General features: G+C 41.9%; 11 protein-coding genes. 10 read left to right on the forward strand and 1 reads right to left on the reverse strand.

Features of this window, described 5'->3' with window-relative positions:
- The first annotated feature begins 293 nt into the window (after positions 1-293).
- From EV210_RS19535 to EV210_RS19555, 5 genes are all read left to right on the forward strand, one after another.
- Positions 294-1,250: a carbohydrate ABC transporter permease gene (locus EV210_RS19535; protein WP_207900786.1), complete on the forward strand. Its 957-nt coding sequence runs from the start codon at positions 294-296 to the stop codon at positions 1,248-1,250.
- Entirely contained in the window at positions 1,247-2,083 is an 837-nt protein-coding gene (locus EV210_RS19540; protein ID WP_132083045.1) for a carbohydrate ABC transporter permease, read from the forward strand. The genes EV210_RS19535 and EV210_RS19540 overlap by 4 nt, the downstream gene beginning before the upstream one ends.
- A 33-nt stretch (positions 2,084-2,116) precedes the next feature.
- Positions 2,117-3,445 (forward strand): ABC transporter substrate-binding protein, encoded by a 1,329-nt coding sequence (locus EV210_RS19545; protein ID WP_132083046.1) that lies wholly within the window; start codon positions 2,117-2,119, stop codon positions 3,443-3,445.
- A 125-nt stretch (positions 3,446-3,570) separates the two neighbouring features.
- On the forward strand, positions 3,571-4,737 hold the full coding sequence (locus EV210_RS19550) for an oligogalacturonate lyase family protein (RefSeq protein ID WP_132083047.1): 1,167 nt from the start codon (positions 3,571-3,573) through the stop codon (positions 4,735-4,737).
- 36 nt (positions 4,738-4,773) lie between these two features.
- Positions 4,774-5,913, forward strand: coding sequence for an ABC transporter ATP-binding protein (locus EV210_RS19555; RefSeq protein WP_132083048.1), 1,140 nt, complete (start codon positions 4,774-4,776; stop codon positions 5,911-5,913).
- Between the two features lie 229 nt (positions 5,914-6,142).
- On the opposite strand, the gene EV210_RS19560 is transcribed toward EV210_RS19555, so the two are convergent.
- A complete protein-coding gene (locus EV210_RS19560; RefSeq protein ID WP_132083049.1) occupies positions 6,143-6,472 on the reverse strand; it encodes a helix-turn-helix domain-containing protein in 330 nt (109 codons plus the stop codon).
- 361 nt (positions 6,473-6,833) lie between these two features.
- Here EV210_RS19560 and EV210_RS19565 point away from each other — a divergent pair, with 361 nt between their 5' ends.
- The 5 genes from EV210_RS19565 to dcuC all read left to right on the forward strand — a co-directional run bounded on the left by EV210_RS19565 (position 6,834) and on the right by dcuC (position 16,649).
- On the forward strand, positions 6,834-8,519 hold the full coding sequence (locus EV210_RS19565) for a methyl-accepting chemotaxis protein (protein WP_132083104.1): 1,686 nt from the start codon (positions 6,834-6,836) through the stop codon (positions 8,517-8,519).
- A 115-nt stretch (positions 8,520-8,634) separates the two neighbouring features.
- Positions 8,635-10,809, forward strand: coding sequence for a sensor domain-containing protein (locus tag EV210_RS19570; RefSeq protein WP_132083050.1), 2,175 nt, complete (start codon positions 8,635-8,637; stop codon positions 10,807-10,809).
- 227 nt (positions 10,810-11,036) lie between these two features.
- The gene (locus tag EV210_RS19575; RefSeq protein WP_132083051.1) at positions 11,037-13,622 is read left to right on the forward strand and encodes a non-ribosomal peptide synthetase; all 2,586 of its coding nucleotides are present in this window, start codon (positions 11,037-11,039) and stop codon (positions 13,620-13,622) included.
- A 167-nt stretch (positions 13,623-13,789) separates the two neighbouring features.
- Positions 13,790-15,124, forward strand: a complete 1,335-nt coding sequence (locus EV210_RS19580; RefSeq protein ID WP_132083052.1) for a GTP cyclohydrolase — start codon at positions 13,790-13,792, stop codon at positions 15,122-15,124.
- A 274-nt stretch (positions 15,125-15,398) separates the two neighbouring features.
- Positions 15,399-16,649, forward strand: a complete 1,251-nt coding sequence (gene dcuC, locus EV210_RS19585) for a C4-dicarboxylate transporter DcuC (protein WP_132083053.1) — start codon at positions 15,399-15,401, stop codon at positions 16,647-16,649.
- The last annotated feature ends 41 nt before the right edge of the window (positions 16,650-16,690 follow it).

The raw sequence follows: 16,690 nt of genomic DNA on the forward strand, positions 1-16,690 counted from the left end.
TTAATTTACAATAAAGTTACAATAAAAGTTGCAGTAACAATGGGTACACCATCTTATCTTGGTTGATTGGAGCAAAATAGAAGAGTTACGGCTTTTAGGATGGATTTTCCTATGCCGTGTCTTTTTTTTCTGAGCGCATGACGGGTTAGCTTTATACCAACGGCCTGAAGAAATTAATTACAAGATAAATATTCTAAATATATCAAATATTTATCTTAATAAATCTAATTCCCGGAAAGATGTTTTTTTTTTAGAATATAAGTAAGAACTAAAACGAAGGTGATAATGTGCAATTGCCGTTGAAGCGAAAGGCCCAGGAACAATTGGGTTACACACCGCAAAAACGCACTAAAGAACAGAAAAAAATAGATATTGAAAAATTGTTCCCTTATTTTTTCATCGCACCCGCAATTTTACTTATTGCAAGCTTTTGGTTTTATCCTTTGGCTAATGTGTTTTATTACAGTTTACAAAATTATAATGCGAATACTCCCTTTTATAATGGTTTTGCCGGATTGGATAACTTTAAGACAATATTGTTTGATGATCCGCAGTTTTTACCTAGTCTAATTAATTCTTTCAAATGGGTAGTTTCCCAAGTGTCGCTGCAGGTAATTTTGGGGCTTAGTATTGCACTTACCTTAAATCAGAAATTTAAAGGAAGAACATTTTTACGGGCCATGGCCTTTACTCCCTGGGCCATCTCCGGCGTTTTGACATCGGTTATGTGGTCGTTGATGTATAACGAGCATATGGGGGTTGTTAACGATTTATTTATGAAGCTGAATTTAATTTCCCACAAATACGCCTGGGTAGCCGATTTAGATACTGTTTTCTCGGCAGTGGTTGTGGCCGAATTGTGGAGGGGGATTCCTTTTTTTTCAATAACATTGCTTTCGGCTTTACAGGGAATTCCGGAAGAATTATATGAAGCGGCCCGGGTAGATGGTGCGGGAAGAGTAAAAACATTTTTCCATATCACTTTACCACAATTGAAAAATACGCTGGTATTGACAACCTTGTTGCGATGCGTATGGGAATATAACAATGTTGACTTGATTTTTAACCTTACCGGCGGGGGCCCGGCCCATCACACAACAACACTTACGATGTATGTAGCTGAACTGGCTATCCGGGAAAATAATTTTGGTTATGGTTCAGCAATTACAGTAGTATCGTTTGTCATTTTACTGATTTTTGCAATGACTTATCTGAAATTGAGCCGCATGGAAAGAGGTGCCGAAGGATGAGCCTTAGTCCGAGAATATCTGAACGTTTAATCACATTGTATTTGCCGCTGTTCATGACAATGGTATTCATTTTATTTCCATTTTACTGGACAATGAATACGGCATTAAAGCCGGAGGGGGATATCCTGCAAACCCCTTTGGCATACATACCCAACCATCTGACAATTGATAATTTTATCAACGCCTGGAATAACGTAGGCTTTTCTAAGTTTTTTAAAAACAGCTTATTCTTGGCTCTTTGTACAGTACTTTCCGTTGTGACTTGTGCTACTTTAGTGGGATATTCGCTGAGCCGGTATCGTTTCAAGGGAAAACGCGTATTTATGATGCTTTTATTATGTACGCAGTTTGTTCCAGGCGCCATGCTGATTATTCCGCTATTTATTATCTTTAAGAATCTTGGACTGATCAGTAATCCCTTGTCACTTATTCTGGTTTACACAACTTTTCAAATCCCTTTTAATTCTATTCTCATGAACGGTTTTATTACAAGTGTGCCCAAACAACTAGAAGAGGCGGCCATGGTCGATGGCTGCAGCCGCCTGCAGGCGATTTACCATGTGGTTTTACCGCTGCTGCTTCCAGGTATTGTAGCTACCGGCGTATTTACCTTCATTTATGCCTGGAATGAGTTCCTGTTTGCCTTTATGTTCATGAATAAGCATGCCAACTTTACACTTTCCATTGGGTTAAGTTATATGATGGGTGAGTTTAACATTAATTACGGCGCTTTAGCTGCCGGCAGCGTAATTGCCTTAATCCCGGCTATTGCTATGTTCGCTTATGTACAACGTTATTTAGTAAACGGCTTAGGTGGTGCGGTGAAGGGATAATCCTTCACTAGAATAAATAGGAGTGATGCATGTATGTTTAGCAAAATCGCCAAAATGTTTTTGGTTACGGGCTTGCTTTTATCCCTTGTATTGACCGGCTGCGGTCAAAGTACAACCGGTGGCGGGCAAAATAAAGCCGGGGAAAAGGTGACTATCGTATTTTGGGACGAAAATGCTGGCCCTGACCGGACTCCTTATTATCAAGAGCTAATTAAAAAGTTTGAGGAAAAATACCCTGCTATTCATGTAGAATATGTTGGTCTTCCTAAAAGCGGGGCTAAGCAAAAAATGGATGCTGCCATTGCAGCCAATGATATGCCTGATGTTTCCGGAATACAAACTAGCTGGTTGGCTGATTTTAGCGCCCGAGGCGCCTTATTGCCGCTCGATTCTTTTTATGAAAAATGGGCTGATAAAGATAAAATTAATCCTGGCATCATCCAGTCTAACCGTAATATGACATTAGATAAGAAATTGTATCAAATACCTAATACAATGAACCTGGAATGCTTATGGTACAGAGCCGATTGGTACAACGAAGCCAGTGTAAAAGCTCCTGAAACCTGGGATGAGTTCTTCGTCGCTGTAGAAAAAATGACTGATAAAGATAAGAACCGTTATGGCTTTTCAATCCGCGGCGGCAATGGCGGGTCCTTCCAGTTACAAAGAATGATGTACGCTTATTCTGGACTGAACTATTTTGACGCTAATGAGAAAACCACGATTAATGATCCTAAGCATATAGAATTCTTAAAGAAATATCTTGGCCTTTATAAAACATATACCCCGATCAGCGACGTAACGAATGGTTATAAAGAAATGGTAGCCGGTTTTGACACTGGCGCAGTAGCTTTAGTCCAGCATAATATCGGCTCTTATTCTGAACATAGTAAAGCGCTGAAACCGGGCCAATACGCCCCGCTAATTCTGCCCAAAACTGCGGATGGCCGCTTTGTTCAGGAATCTGGCAATACACTGGGTTACGGCATCTACAAAACCACCAAAAACCCAGAGGCAGCCTGGACCTTTGTAAGCTTTTTATGTTCCCAGGAAAGCCAAAGCTATTGGAATCAAAAAATAGGGCAAATACCGACTCATCTGGATTCTCTGAAGGAGCCATGGGCGAAAGAATTACCGCATATGCAAATGGCTTTAAAAGTCCTGTCTGATTCAAATCTTAAATTCTATGATCCCCCCATGTATTTGCCGGACTATCGCTCCATTCTTGACCAAGTTGTGGATCCCGGTATTCAGGGTGTCATGACTGGCAAGAAAACGGTAGAAGAATTCTTAAATGATTGGGCAAATGCTATTAATAAATCCAGAGATAAATATGACAAAATGGTAGCCGGAAAGAAATAAAACCTAAATCTCTTTACTGATGATTACGGTTGTGACGCTAGGAAATATCTCTTGGCGTCACGGCTATCTGTCATGCACTGCTTGAAGAATGATTTTGCGTTCGGAACAAGGGAGGAGCAGCTATCGTGATAGGAGATGAATATTCACCAGAGAAAAGAAAAATAATTGATGAAAAAACCGGGAAACCTGTCTGGCAGCTGACCAATGGTGATAGTAATAACTATCATTTTTACTTCACCGATAATTCGTTCACGTTAGGTGACAAAGAAATCTATTTTATGTCCGACCGGGCGTCGAACGGTTTGGAAGTATATAATCTTTTCCGGATGGATCTGGGGACAGGGGTTATTCAGCAGATGACCGATGAAAAAGCTGGCATTACGCCTACCGGGCATACGAAAACACCTGACAGTGAAATTGTGGTTTATGTGACAGGAAACAAAATAAAAAAACTCAATACGAAAACTATGACCACTACAGTGATCTACGAAGAAACCACCGGAGCCCATTTAGGGCATCCATTCATTGCTCCTAACAAGAAATATATTGGTTTGGCTATTAATGAAAACCCTGGTCTATATCATGGAGCTAATTATTATGGTTTCAAAGAGCAAATGTACGCTATTAAAAAGGGCTGGATTACGCTAGTATACCTGGATGGTTCAAAGGCTGTTACTGTGCATGAAAGTTCGCATTGGCTCGGGCATTTCCAGTTTGCTCCTGATGACAGCACCTTGGCTATGTTTTGCCATGAAGGTCCATGGCATCTTGTAAATCAGCGGATTTGGCTGCTGGATCTGATAAGCAGAGATGTTGTTCCATGTTTCCGTCAGCATCAGGATGATTGTGTTGGGCATGAATTCTGGACCAGTGATGCAAAAATATTCTTTGATAACCGGCGTAAAGGTCATGACGGCACTATTACTTCCGATAAGACCCAGGCTACGTCAGTGGAGCCTGAAACGGCTGAAATTCCTTATGTTGGATTGGCTGACAGCAAGGGCAACGTGGTGAAGTGCACGGATATGCCTTACTATTGCAACCATTATCATGCTACAAACGATAATAAGCTGCTAGTAGGGGATCAGGTTGAGGATTTGGTACTGATTCACCTTGACGAAAATTCGGCCAAACTTGAAACCTTATGCTCTCACCATACATCATGGCGTACGCAGCAGAGCCATTGCCACCCTACCTTTAGCTGGAATAACGAAAAAATCCTGTTTGCATCAGACCGGAAAGGTAGAATTCACCTCTACCTGGCAGAGCAGCAGGATGGAAAATGGCTGTAATGTAATATTAATAAACATGGAAAGGCAGAGGACAACATGACGGGTGTAAGTCTGAAAAATATTAGTAAAAGCTATGAGCAGACTATTGTAGTTCATAATGTGAATTTAGAGATAAAGGATAAAGAGTTTGTTGTATTGGTGGGGCCTTCAGGTTGTGGTAAATCAACAACATTGCGGATGATAGCCGGTCTTGAAGAAATTTCCGAGGGTGATTTGTTTATTGGCGATCAATGGGTGAATAATATGGCCCCTAAAGACCGGGATATCGCTATGGTATTTCAAAACTATGCCTTATATCCTGATAAAAACGTTTATGAAAACATGGCGTTTGGTTTAAAAATGCGAAAACTCCTCAAGAAGGAGATTGATGAACGTGTAAAAGCGGCAGCTCGTATTTTGGACTTAGAGCATCTCCTTCAGCGCAAGCCGAAAGACTTGTCCGGCGGTCAACGCCAACGCGTTGCTCTAGGGCGGGCAATTGTCCGGGAGCCTCGCGTCTTTTTGATGGATGAACCTTTGTCCAACTTGGATGCCAAGCTGCGGGTTCATATGCGGACTGAAATCAGTAAGCTGCAAAAACGCCTGGAAATTACAACTGTGTATGTAACACATGATCAGACCGAAGCGATGACGATGGGGGATCGCCTGGTTGTCATGAAAGATGGCGTTATTCAGCAAACTGCTACCCCTGCAGAAATCTACAGTTCTCCGCATAACCTGTTTGTTGCTGGCTTTATTGGTTCTCCGGCTATGAATTTTATCAACGGTATTTTAAAGGAAAAAGAGGGTCAGGTATTTTTTGCTTCTTCCTGTTTCGAATGGAAATTGAGCGACGTGTTGGGTGTTAAAGCCTGTCAATTAGGTTATATAGGCAAAGAAGTGGTCTTTGGTATACGCCCGGAAGATATTCATACAGGATTATCTCAGTTGGAAGACTCGCAAAATAACTTTCAGGCCTGTATTGAGGTTAAAGAAAACACTGGAGCTGAGGTGTACTTATATTGCAATGGGGTTTGTGAAAATATGCTGACAATCCGGGTGAAGGATGCGGTCAATGTGCGGCGTGGTGACACGGCAACGTTCACTATTGATATGGATAAGGCACACATTTTTGATAAAGAAACTGAATGCAACATTTTGTTTGTAGAGCATAACAAAGAAACTGACTATAGGTAGGCAGTTCGTCTTACTTGCCGTTGCAGCTTGGATTGAATAGATTACAGCAGGAGCACGGGAAAAGAATAGTAGTGAAAAAGGTGGCGCAAAGCTTTAATAAAGCAAATGCGCCATTTTCTTTTTATTTTATTCCCTTCTCATCTGACTCTGATCCAATGTCAAAGTTCGTAATCGATCCAATTTGCAACGAAAAAAGATCGTATTTTGTTTTATATCATTATACTGACTGCTAATCCTTATCGAATACTAATATTTCTATTGCTTTTCTCTTCTGTTCGGAAAGACTTTTAAATTTTCTTAGTAACTCCAAATCCTCAGCAGAGATAGTCATAGAGGGTAATAACTGAGATTGAAGTAAATTGTTTTTGCCGCAAATTAACCAATCTGTAGTCACTTTATATAAATCTGCTAGTATTTTAAGTGTATAAGGATCAGGAGAGCTAATATTATTCTCATAATTTGAGAGTGTCTTATTGTTAATGTTGGTTGCATTTTTCACTTGGATTTGAGTTAAGCCTCTGTGTTCCCTAGCCTGGCGCAAGCGATCTCCTAATTGCAATCAGGTTTCACCTCCATATCCATAATACAAATAAGTAATGAAAAACAGAAAAATGTCCCATTATAATAGAAAAAACATTGATTTCCCATAAAATTGGAATTAAAATGAATGTAGGATTTTGCATGAAAATTAAATAATTTGTCATAAATTGAAGAAAATCGCTTATTTAGTAAAAACAAATAAACCGTTAATTGAGGGAACAATTTATGAGAATGTGAGGGATCATATGACAAATGTCAACTATTCATTTATTCAGCTCCGTTGATCCAAACTATTTAAACGGTAAGCTAATTTATGGTGATGTTTAAGTTAATAAAAACCAGAAAATACGCGGTTATCAAAATGGAGGTACAATATGAAGATGAATTTGACAGCTAAAATGGTAGCATATTTTTTACTGGTCGTATTGACTGCCACTATTGGCTTTGTTTATACGATCTGGAAAGTGAATGATGCAGCTAAATTTACTGCACAAGTACGTGGTAAATTTCTCCCGCTTCTCCTGCAGACGACTGAAGCAAATTCCGATTACAGTGATGCTGTTGCTGATTTACGTGGTTATTATGTTACCAGGGATTCGCAATTATTGAATGATTATCAGAAAAAATCTGAAGTGATAAAGAAAAGCCTGGACGAACTAGTGAAAGCATCGATTACGGTAGACGGAAAACGATTGTCCAATGAGTTGCAAGGAGTCAGCAACAAATATTTCGAGCTTGCTGAAAAAAAGTATATTCCCTTGACTAAGGAAGGGAAGATGGAAGAAGCGCTTGCTGTTATGCAGTATGAAATGAACCCCCTTGCATTGATTTTGTTTGATAAATTTGATGATTATCAGGAAATGCGAAACAAACAAATGTCTGGTATTCTGGAGGAGGCCGAAGACCATGCCGGTGAGGCACAGGCAGCGTCTGTAGCTGCGGCACTATTGGCAGCAGTACTGGGGATCATCATAGGAATTTTTGCTGCCCGTAGCATTGCGCGTCCGATTAATCAGCTGGCTGTAGTTGCTCAGAATGTAGCTGACGGGAATCTAACTAAACAGGTTAGCGTGGATCGCCAGGATGAAATTGGCAAATTGGGATTATCCTTTAATACAATGGTGGAGCAGCTTAAATCTCTCATTACGCAGATTCATACCAATGCGGAGCAATTAGCCGCTTCTTCTGAAGAACTGACTGCCAGCTCTCAACAGTCGGCTCAGGCTGCCAATCAGGTTGCTGCATCAATTAACGATGTGGCTAATGGTGCGAATGAACAACTTGCTGCCGCGAATGAAGCATCTGCGGTTGTAGAACAGATGTCCGCCGGTATAGAAGAAGTTGCTGCCAATACGAATATTGTTGCCGAACAATCTGCCCAGGCTGCCGACAAGGCTAAAGAAGGTGAAAAATCAGTCGACAAGGCAGTTAATCAAATGACGCACTTAGAGAATACTGTAAATACTTCGGCTGATGTTGTTGCCAAGCTTGGCGAACGCTCGAAAGAAATCGGGCAGATTGTGGATACAATTTCCGGTATTGCCGGGCAGACAAATTTGCTGGCCCTCAACGCTGCCATAGAGGCGGCACGTGCGGGAGAACAGGGTCGTGGATTTGCAGTTGTTGCTGAGGAGGTTCGAAAGCTTGCCGAGCAATCGCAAGAAGCTGCAGGGCGGATTGCTCAATTAATCGGCGAGATTCAAGGGGATACAGATAAAGCAGTTGTAGCAATGAATGAGGGCACTCGAGAAGTCAAAATGGGAGCCGAAGTCGTGAACGTTGCCGGCCATATGTTCCGGGAAATTGTTGAACTTGTTTCTCAAGTATCGGCTCAGGTTCGGGAAATATCAGCAGCTATTCAACAGATGGCCAGCGGCAGCCAGCAGATTGTAGGAGTAGTCCAAAAGATTGACAGGCTTAGTAAGTCATCGGCGGTAGAGTCGCAGAGTGTTTCGGCAGCAACAGAGGAACAGTTGGCATCAATGGAAGAAATTGCATCATCGAGCCAAACCTTATCCAAGCTGGCACAAGACCTTCAAGCGGAAGTTGCCAAGTTTCAAGTATAATAAGAGGAGTTGTTGTTTTTGACGGGACATCATTCTACAATTGGAATGATGTCTATTTACTATATCCAACCGGTGTTTCAAAAAGCACTGTCTTATAAAGTATGGTAGGAATGAGGTGTTAGCTCTGTTAGATGGCATATTTGGATTTCAGGTTATCCGCAAAAGCCGAAAGAAATATTTAAAGCTTACTCAGTTATTTTCTATGTTGTCGGATGCTTTCGCAATTATTCGCCAGGACGGAACTTATCTGGAGGTTAATGAAGGATTTACTCGGATGAGTGGGTTTGACCGGGAGGAATTACTCAACAAAAAGTGTTCTGATTTGGGTCTTTGGTTGGATGTAAGAGAACAACGGCATTTTGAGAAAACGTTGCGGCATCATGGAAGGGTTCGTGATATGACCGTAAAATTTTGTCATAGAAACGGGCATACTGTTTATGGCTTACTATCGGTTTGTTGTATGATGTTTAATGGTCAGTGCTGCTATGTTGCTTTAGTACGTGATGTCTCTGAATTGGTGCTGGCTGAACAGGAACGGAAACAACAGGAAGAAGACTTATTGATTAGCCGCAATAAATTATCTGCAGCTGCCGGACTGGTCGGACTAGGCCCGTGGGAATATGAACCGGATCTGGATATTTTTAAATTTGAAGATGAATTTTATGCGCTTTATCTCACAAACACTGCCTGCGAAGGACGGTATATGTCTTTTGATACTTATGTCAATAAATTTGTACATCCTGAAGACAGGCTGCTGCTAAAAAACGAAAAAAATATTCTGTCCGCTACGGATTTGGAGTGTCCTGCTGATGTAACACATAGGATTATTCAACAGGGCGGCGAGATACGAAATGTCCTTGTTCGGAGGCGGTTTACGCGCAATAGTAAAGGGCAAGTTATCCGGGTACATGGTATTAATCAGGACATTACAGAATGGGTTTCAATCGAGAAGCAACGCAGCCAGCAAGCGGAACTTATTAAGCAGATGGCGTATTTTGATTCGCTAACCGGGCTGGCTAACCGCCATAGTTTAAACGAATATCTGGATAGGGAAATGGAACAAGCGAAGTTAGGTAATACGGCAGGAAGTATATTATTTATTGATATAGATGATTTAAAGCTGGTCAACGATACTTGCGGACATACAGCGGGAGATATGGTGATTGCTCTGATTGCCTCGCGATTGCAAAAAATAGTGCCTGAGGATGCTTTTGTCGCCCGGCTTGGCAGTGACGAATTTATTGTTGTGCTGCGTGAGCTTCATGACCGGAATAAAATTAGTCAAATAGTAAATGTAATCAGCAAGTCGCTAAAAGTGGACCACGAAAATTCGGGAACACGTTTCCAATTGACGGTTAGCATTGGAATTGCAATTTTTCCTCATGATGGAGATTCCAGGGAAGTAATAATTAAAAATGCGGATAATGCAATGTACGCAGCAAAAGAAGGCGGAAAAAACAGTTGGCAATTCTATACGGAGGGAATGCTGCGTGAAACGTATAGAAGGATACAGTTAATTGATGGTTTGCGCTGCGGGCTGGAACGTGAAGAGTATACTTTAGTTTATCAGCCGCAAATTAACATCACCACAGGAAGAGTCAGTGGTTTCGAAGCACTTTTGCGTTGGAACAGTGCAGAGTATGGCTCAGTATCTCCCTTACAATTCATTCCAATTGCAGAACAATCAGGGCTTATACATAGTATCGGCAAATGGGTACTACATGAAGGCTGTCTATTTGCTCGCCGCTTGGTCGACGAGGGATGGGATAATATTTGTGTTGCAGTAAATGTATCTGCTAAGCAAGTTGAGGATGACAACTTCATTTCTATTGTTCGGAATGCTATTCAGGAAGCCGGTATCAAACCGCAGATGCTGGGAATTGAACTTACAGAAAGTATCTGCATGTCCTCTCTCGAAAGAGCAAATGCTAAGCTTATGCAGCTTAAACAGCTGGGGATTCCTTTATTGTTAGATGACTTCGGCACGGGATTTTCCTCTTTGTCGTATTTGTTTGGATTACCTTTTGAAACACTGAAAATTGATAAATCTTTTATTGATGTAATAGCCTCAGATCCCAAAAGAGCAAAGGTTATCAGTTCCATAATCGGTATGGCACACACTATGAATATGAATGTTATCGCAGAGGGGGTTGAGACTGAGTCACAACTGGAATATCTCTCTGCCAATGGCTGTGGTTATGCGCAGGGGTATTTGTTCAGCAAGCCTTTAACAGAAGCAGATGCAATCCGGTTTATGGCAGAAGAAAGGGAAGCCTTTTCCTTGTCATAACATTCGAATCCAAAAATTATTGACTTATGAGCTCTCCGCATTTTGGCGGGGAGCTTTTGCTATTTAGGGCAGTCGAGCAAGGTTAACAAGGTGGCGGACAAAGAAAAGTCTGAAAAATAAAGAAAAATTTTATAATTTTTTTGTAATATCAGATACAATTTTACTGCTATACTTACAATTGCGCAGTCTAATACAATAAACCTTATGCGGATTGGAGTAAATGGAACATGTTCATTGATCTAATTGCCGGTTACAAACAGAAAACACCTAATGCAGCAGCAATTTTAGCACCACAAAAACAATCGATTACTTATGATCGATTATTTCAGCACCTGGTTAAAACGACCAGTGCTTTGCAACAATTAGGAATAACTCATACTGACCGGGTAGCATTAGTGATGAATAATGGTCCGGAAATGGCAACTGCTTTTTTAGCAATAGGTTCGGTTGCAGTGTGTGTGCCTATGAATTCGCATTCTTCTTTAAGTGAGTTTAAAACATATCTATCGGCAGTAAAGGCGAAGGCGCTTGTTATGGCCTATGGGCTGTCTACGGAGGCAACAACGGCCGCAATGGAGCTTGGGATAGAAATCATAACAGTAAAATGTGAAGGCGATGAAGCCGGGATATTTGATATTATAAATGCACCACCCGAATGTCAAAAAGCAGTAGAATATTCTAAGCCGGAAGATGTGGCCTTAATTCTGTTTACATCAGGAACAACAGGAAAACCTAAAATTGTTCCTTTAACCCATAGTAACATTTATAGTTGCACTAAAAATATTGTGTCATCCTTACTGTTGTCTTCAAAAGATCGCTGCCTCAATGTTATGCCCCTGTTTCATTCCGGGGGGCTGGTTATGTCATTGCTGTCAACGCTGTTTGCAGGTGGCAGCATTATATGTACAAATGGCCTTGTCGCCAGTCAATTTTTTGGGTGGTTGTCTGAATTATCACCTACCTGGTACAGTGCTGTGCCAACTACTCATCAGGTAGTATTACAACAATGGGAGCACATGGGGCAGCCGGCGGTTGTTCATTCTTTACGATTTATCAGGTGTGGATCAGCTGCTTTGCCACCGCTGTTAGCACAAAAAATAGAGAGTGCTTTACGAGTTCCCATTATTGAAGGTTATGGCTCTAGTGAAGCGGTGAGCCAGATTGCTGTTAATCCTCTGTCGCCTGGCCTGCGGAAATTGGGCTCCGCTGGTAAGCCTGCCGGTTGTAAAGTTGCGATTATGGATGAATTCGGCAACTTGCTTCCTGCCGGTGTTAGTGGAGAAATTGTCATTCAGGGCGCAAGTGTCTTTTCTGGCTACGAGAATGACGCTGCTGCCAATGTAAAGTCTTTTCAAAATGGATGGTTCCGGACTGGGGATCAAGGATATTTCGATAATGACGGTTACTTGTATATAAACGGGCGGTTTAAAGAAATTATCAATTGTGGCGGCGCCAAAATATCACCACGGGAAATAGAAGAAGTTCTATTGCAACATCCGGCTGTAAAAGAAGTTGTAGCGTTTGCAATTGAGCATCTAAGTCTGGGGGAAGTTGTTGCTGTTGCGATTGTAACGCAAGGGGAAAAGAGAATCAGCGAGGATGCACTGCAACGATATGCTAGTAAACATCTAATTTATTATAAGGTCCCCCATAAGGTCTTGTTTGTTGACAATATCCCTAAAGAAGCCACTGGAAAGATAAACCGCCTTAGTATGGCTGAAAAATTAGGGATTACTATAAATACCGCGAATTCTGGAAGAGTAAAAAATCCAACCTGCGATGCACTTGAACATAAAATGATGGACATTTGGCAAAAAATTTTAAAAAAATCAGATATAGGGATTCATGAAAGCTTTTTTACTATAGGCGGAGATTCGCTGACTGCCACTTTTTTATCAGTGCAAATAGAAGAAACTTTTGGCAGATATGTACCCGTATCGCTACTATATGAGCATGATACTATTGAAAAATTAGTTAGCTTTTTATCATACGAACAGGAAGTAAGTCCTTATTTGCATCTAGTGCCCCTGCAGACTGCAGGGAACAAACCACCGCTCTTTACGATTGATACAATTGGCGGTCATATATCCCATTACCGTAAAATTGCCGGATATCTTGGTAAGGAGCAGCCTGTATACGCCTTGAGATTAATGGATGAATATAGTGAAACTGCCTCCGAAACGATTGAAGAAATTGCCTCAAGTTATGTTCAAGAAATTCGCCGTGTACAGCCAAAGGGACCATATTATTTGACAGGATATTCACTTGGTGGAACTATTGCCTTTGAAGTGGCGCAGCAGCTTTATCGTCAGGATCAGGAAGTGGCTTTAGCTCTGCTTGATACGAGAAATCATAAAATATATCCACTAAAGGCAAAACCCAAAATAAGAAAAGGTCTATGGCATTGGATAACATTTTATATGCAGCGATTGCGAGCGATGCCTGATTTGCATACTAAAATTGACTATATTCTTCATAGACTGCGTAGAGAAGCTGTCAGGGGAATAGTGGGAGCTAATCAGGAATCTAAGAAATTAACTAAAGTAGGAAAACGGTGGAAAAGGATTGTTCAATATAGAAATTTATGTTACGTGCCTCTACGTTATCCAGGACAATTGACTTTATTTCGGGCATTAGGCGATCCATTTGCTCTCAAAGAAACCGACCTGGAGCTTGGGTGGAACGGAATGGCTGATGGTGGGCTAGTGGTTTATGAAACGCCTGGAGACCATATATCGATGTTAACTGATGATGATAATTTAGAAATACTGGCAAAAAAATTGAGTTTATGCATGTTCCAAGAGAAAAAATGAGTTTCAAGGCGCAGAAGGGATCTCGTTAAATTTGCCTCCATCTGGTGTATAATAGATATAATTCTATAACATTAGGTGGAGTTTTTTATAGTTAATATCAAGTAAAAAATAACCTTGTAAGTCCGTGCAAGCATGCTTTGATTTCAAAAAGATTTGGAGAAGAACACATGGATAAAATACGAATGGCCATTGTCGGGCCCTCTGATTCGGTAGCCTTGGCCTACTCGGTAGCAACGGAGAGAAGCGATATCTTATTACCTGAGGGAATTGTTTATCAGGATGCAGCGCAAGTTCCCGCTATTATGCAGACCCGTTGTCCGGAGTTTGATATGTGGTTATTTTCAGGTATTGTGCCCTATCATTATGCACTGTCTGTTGCCACACATAAGCCGTTGTTTTATCTGCCCCATACCGGTTCCAGTTTATACCGGGCCTTGTTTGAAATTACATATATTCAAAATCTGAAGCTGCGTAGGATTAGCTTTGATACCTTTAGCCAGTTGGAGGTAGAAGAAACTTTTAAAGATATCAATCTACCGCTGCCTACCATATATGTTAAACCATTTTCCGATGTGGCTTCGTCCAAGGAGTTTGCGAATTATCACTATGAATTATGGCAGGCGGGCAAGATCGATATTGCCGTTACGTGTTTTCTGGAAACTTATGATCGGCTAAAAGAATTAGGGGTGCCGGCTTTCCGGGTGTGGACTACGCGGAGTAATATCCGCACTACGCTTGATGTGGCAATCAATTCCTGCCTGGCGCAACGCTTTAAAGGCAGTCAGTTGGCAATACAGGAAATTGCCATTGACGAATACGATAATATTGTACGCGCCAGTTCAAGCTATAATGTAAAGCGCATGGAAATGTGCTTGTACAAGATTTTAGTTGACTATGCGGAAATGCTGAAAGGGTCGCTTGTTAATCGTGGTGATGGGAAATATACCCTGTATTCCACACGCGGCATACTGGAGGACATTACAAATGAACTCACCACCATACCCATATTCGAAAAAATAGCCTGTGAGGTAAAGGCTGCAGTCTGCGGCGGTATTGGTTTCGGCGATACGGCCTATGATGCCGAACAAAATGCCTTTCATGCACTGGGCATTGCCCAGCAGAAAGGCAAGGGGCTATGGATGGCGGTAAATGATGAGCGGGAAGTGATCGGTCCCTTGAGCTCGGCTGTCCATCTTAAGTATTCCGTGCAGGCGGATACTGCAGCCTGCAAGCGGATTGCTGATCAGCTAAACCTCAGCGTCACTACCGTAAACCGGTTACTGGCAGTGATTGATAAGCTGGACACCGACACTATCGGAGCTGAAGATCTAGCCGTCTATTTGAGCATCACATCCCGCAGTGCCAGAAGAATCCTTACGATATTAGTGGACAATAGTCTGGCTGAGTTAGCCGGGGAAGAGATGATTGCTAAGGGGCGGCCGCGTAAACTGTATCGGATTAATATACCGTTACTATTAGGTTATTTTTCCTCAGCAAGATAAGTTCAGCTTAACATATTGACAAGAATAACAAAGACTAGTATAGTAAATATTACAAAGCAACGTCGCTCTCGTATTTTGTACGAGGGCTTTTGTTTTACAGTACGAGTCGAACCTCGTTTTTTCATTGCCTGTTAATGGAAATATCCATAAATGGGCTGAAAGTGGAGTTTGTAGTGCTGTCACGCTGTTTTACTATTTTAGAACTACAGAAAGGAGCAAATGTCGGAGAATAACGCGGAATAAGTTCAGTGCAATAAGGGGAGAGGTGTTTGAGATGATGCTTACTATTGGTGTGATTTTGGTCATTATTACCATTTATTTCTTAATCAAACGCTATGATGCGCGTTTAGTGCTATTGGTATCCGGTATTGTTATGGCCTGCGTGGCAGGCACCCCTATGGCGGCTTTAAATGCTTTTGCCAAAGACATGACGAATGCCGGTCTGATTCAGGCCGTATGTTCTGTAATGGGTTTTGCAATGGTTATGCGGTATACGGAATGTGACAAACATTTGATTAATCTCATGGCCAGCGGTTTGGGAAAAGTTCGTCCCCTCTTAATTCCCGGTGTGGTAATGGCAACCTTCGCGGTTAATGTGGCTTTGCCAAGCGCAGCAGGAACTGCAGCTGCAGCGGGTGCGATTTTCGTACCGTTGATGATGTCTGCCGGTGTGCACCCTGCCATGGCGGCGGCTGCGGTTAAGTGTGGTACTTATGGCAGTATGCTGAATCCAGGACTGGCCCATAATCCGGTGGTAGCTAAAATTGCCGGTGTAGGGGTTATGGAAGTCATTGCCTTTCAGTTTAAGGCAAATATTGCCTCGTTAATTGTTGCTGCGCTGTGTATTACAGCTATTGCCTACTATAAAAAAGAGCATAAGGGATACCATGCAGATGGACTGGAAGTAGACAGCAGCTTTAAAGTAAATTTGCTGTATGCTGCCATGCCAATGTTTCCGATTGTACTGCTTCTGTTAGGCGCTACTTTGATACCTGCCTTAAAAACCGATGTTCCACAGGCCATGATCATCGGGTGCGCATTGTCGCTTTTAGTTACCCGGAAAAATCCCGTAGGACTGAGCAATGCCTTTTTTGATGGTATGGGCAAAGCCTACGGTGAAATCATTGGCATTATCATTGCTGCCGGAGTATTTGTGTCCGGTATGACTTCCATGGGACTAGTAAAAGCTTTTATTACCGCTATGCTGAATAATCCGGCCATTGTCAAGATTTGTGCTGCTGTTGGTCCTTTTCTCCTGGGCTTTGTCACCGGATCAGGCGATGCGGCTACAATGGCGTTCAATCAGGCAGTTACGCCGCATGCAGCCGATTTTGGCATGGAAGTTATGCAAATGGGTAGTATGGCTACCTTAGGCGGTACACTTGGACGTACGATGTCGCCGATTGCCGGTGCAACGATCATTGTAGCCGGTATTGCCGGGGTTAATCCAATGGAAGTTACCAAACGCAATTGGCTGCCGATGGTAGGCTCCATGATTATCGGTATGGCCTTGTTAATGTACTAGTAGAGAAAAAGACAGCCTTACTGCAAGCTGTACAGTGGAAA

Origin of the sequence: Anaerospora hongkongensis, assembly GCF_004339805.1 — a bacterium.
GTDB lineage: Bacteria > Bacillota > Negativicutes > Sporomusales > DSM-15969 > Anaerospora > Anaerospora hongkongensis.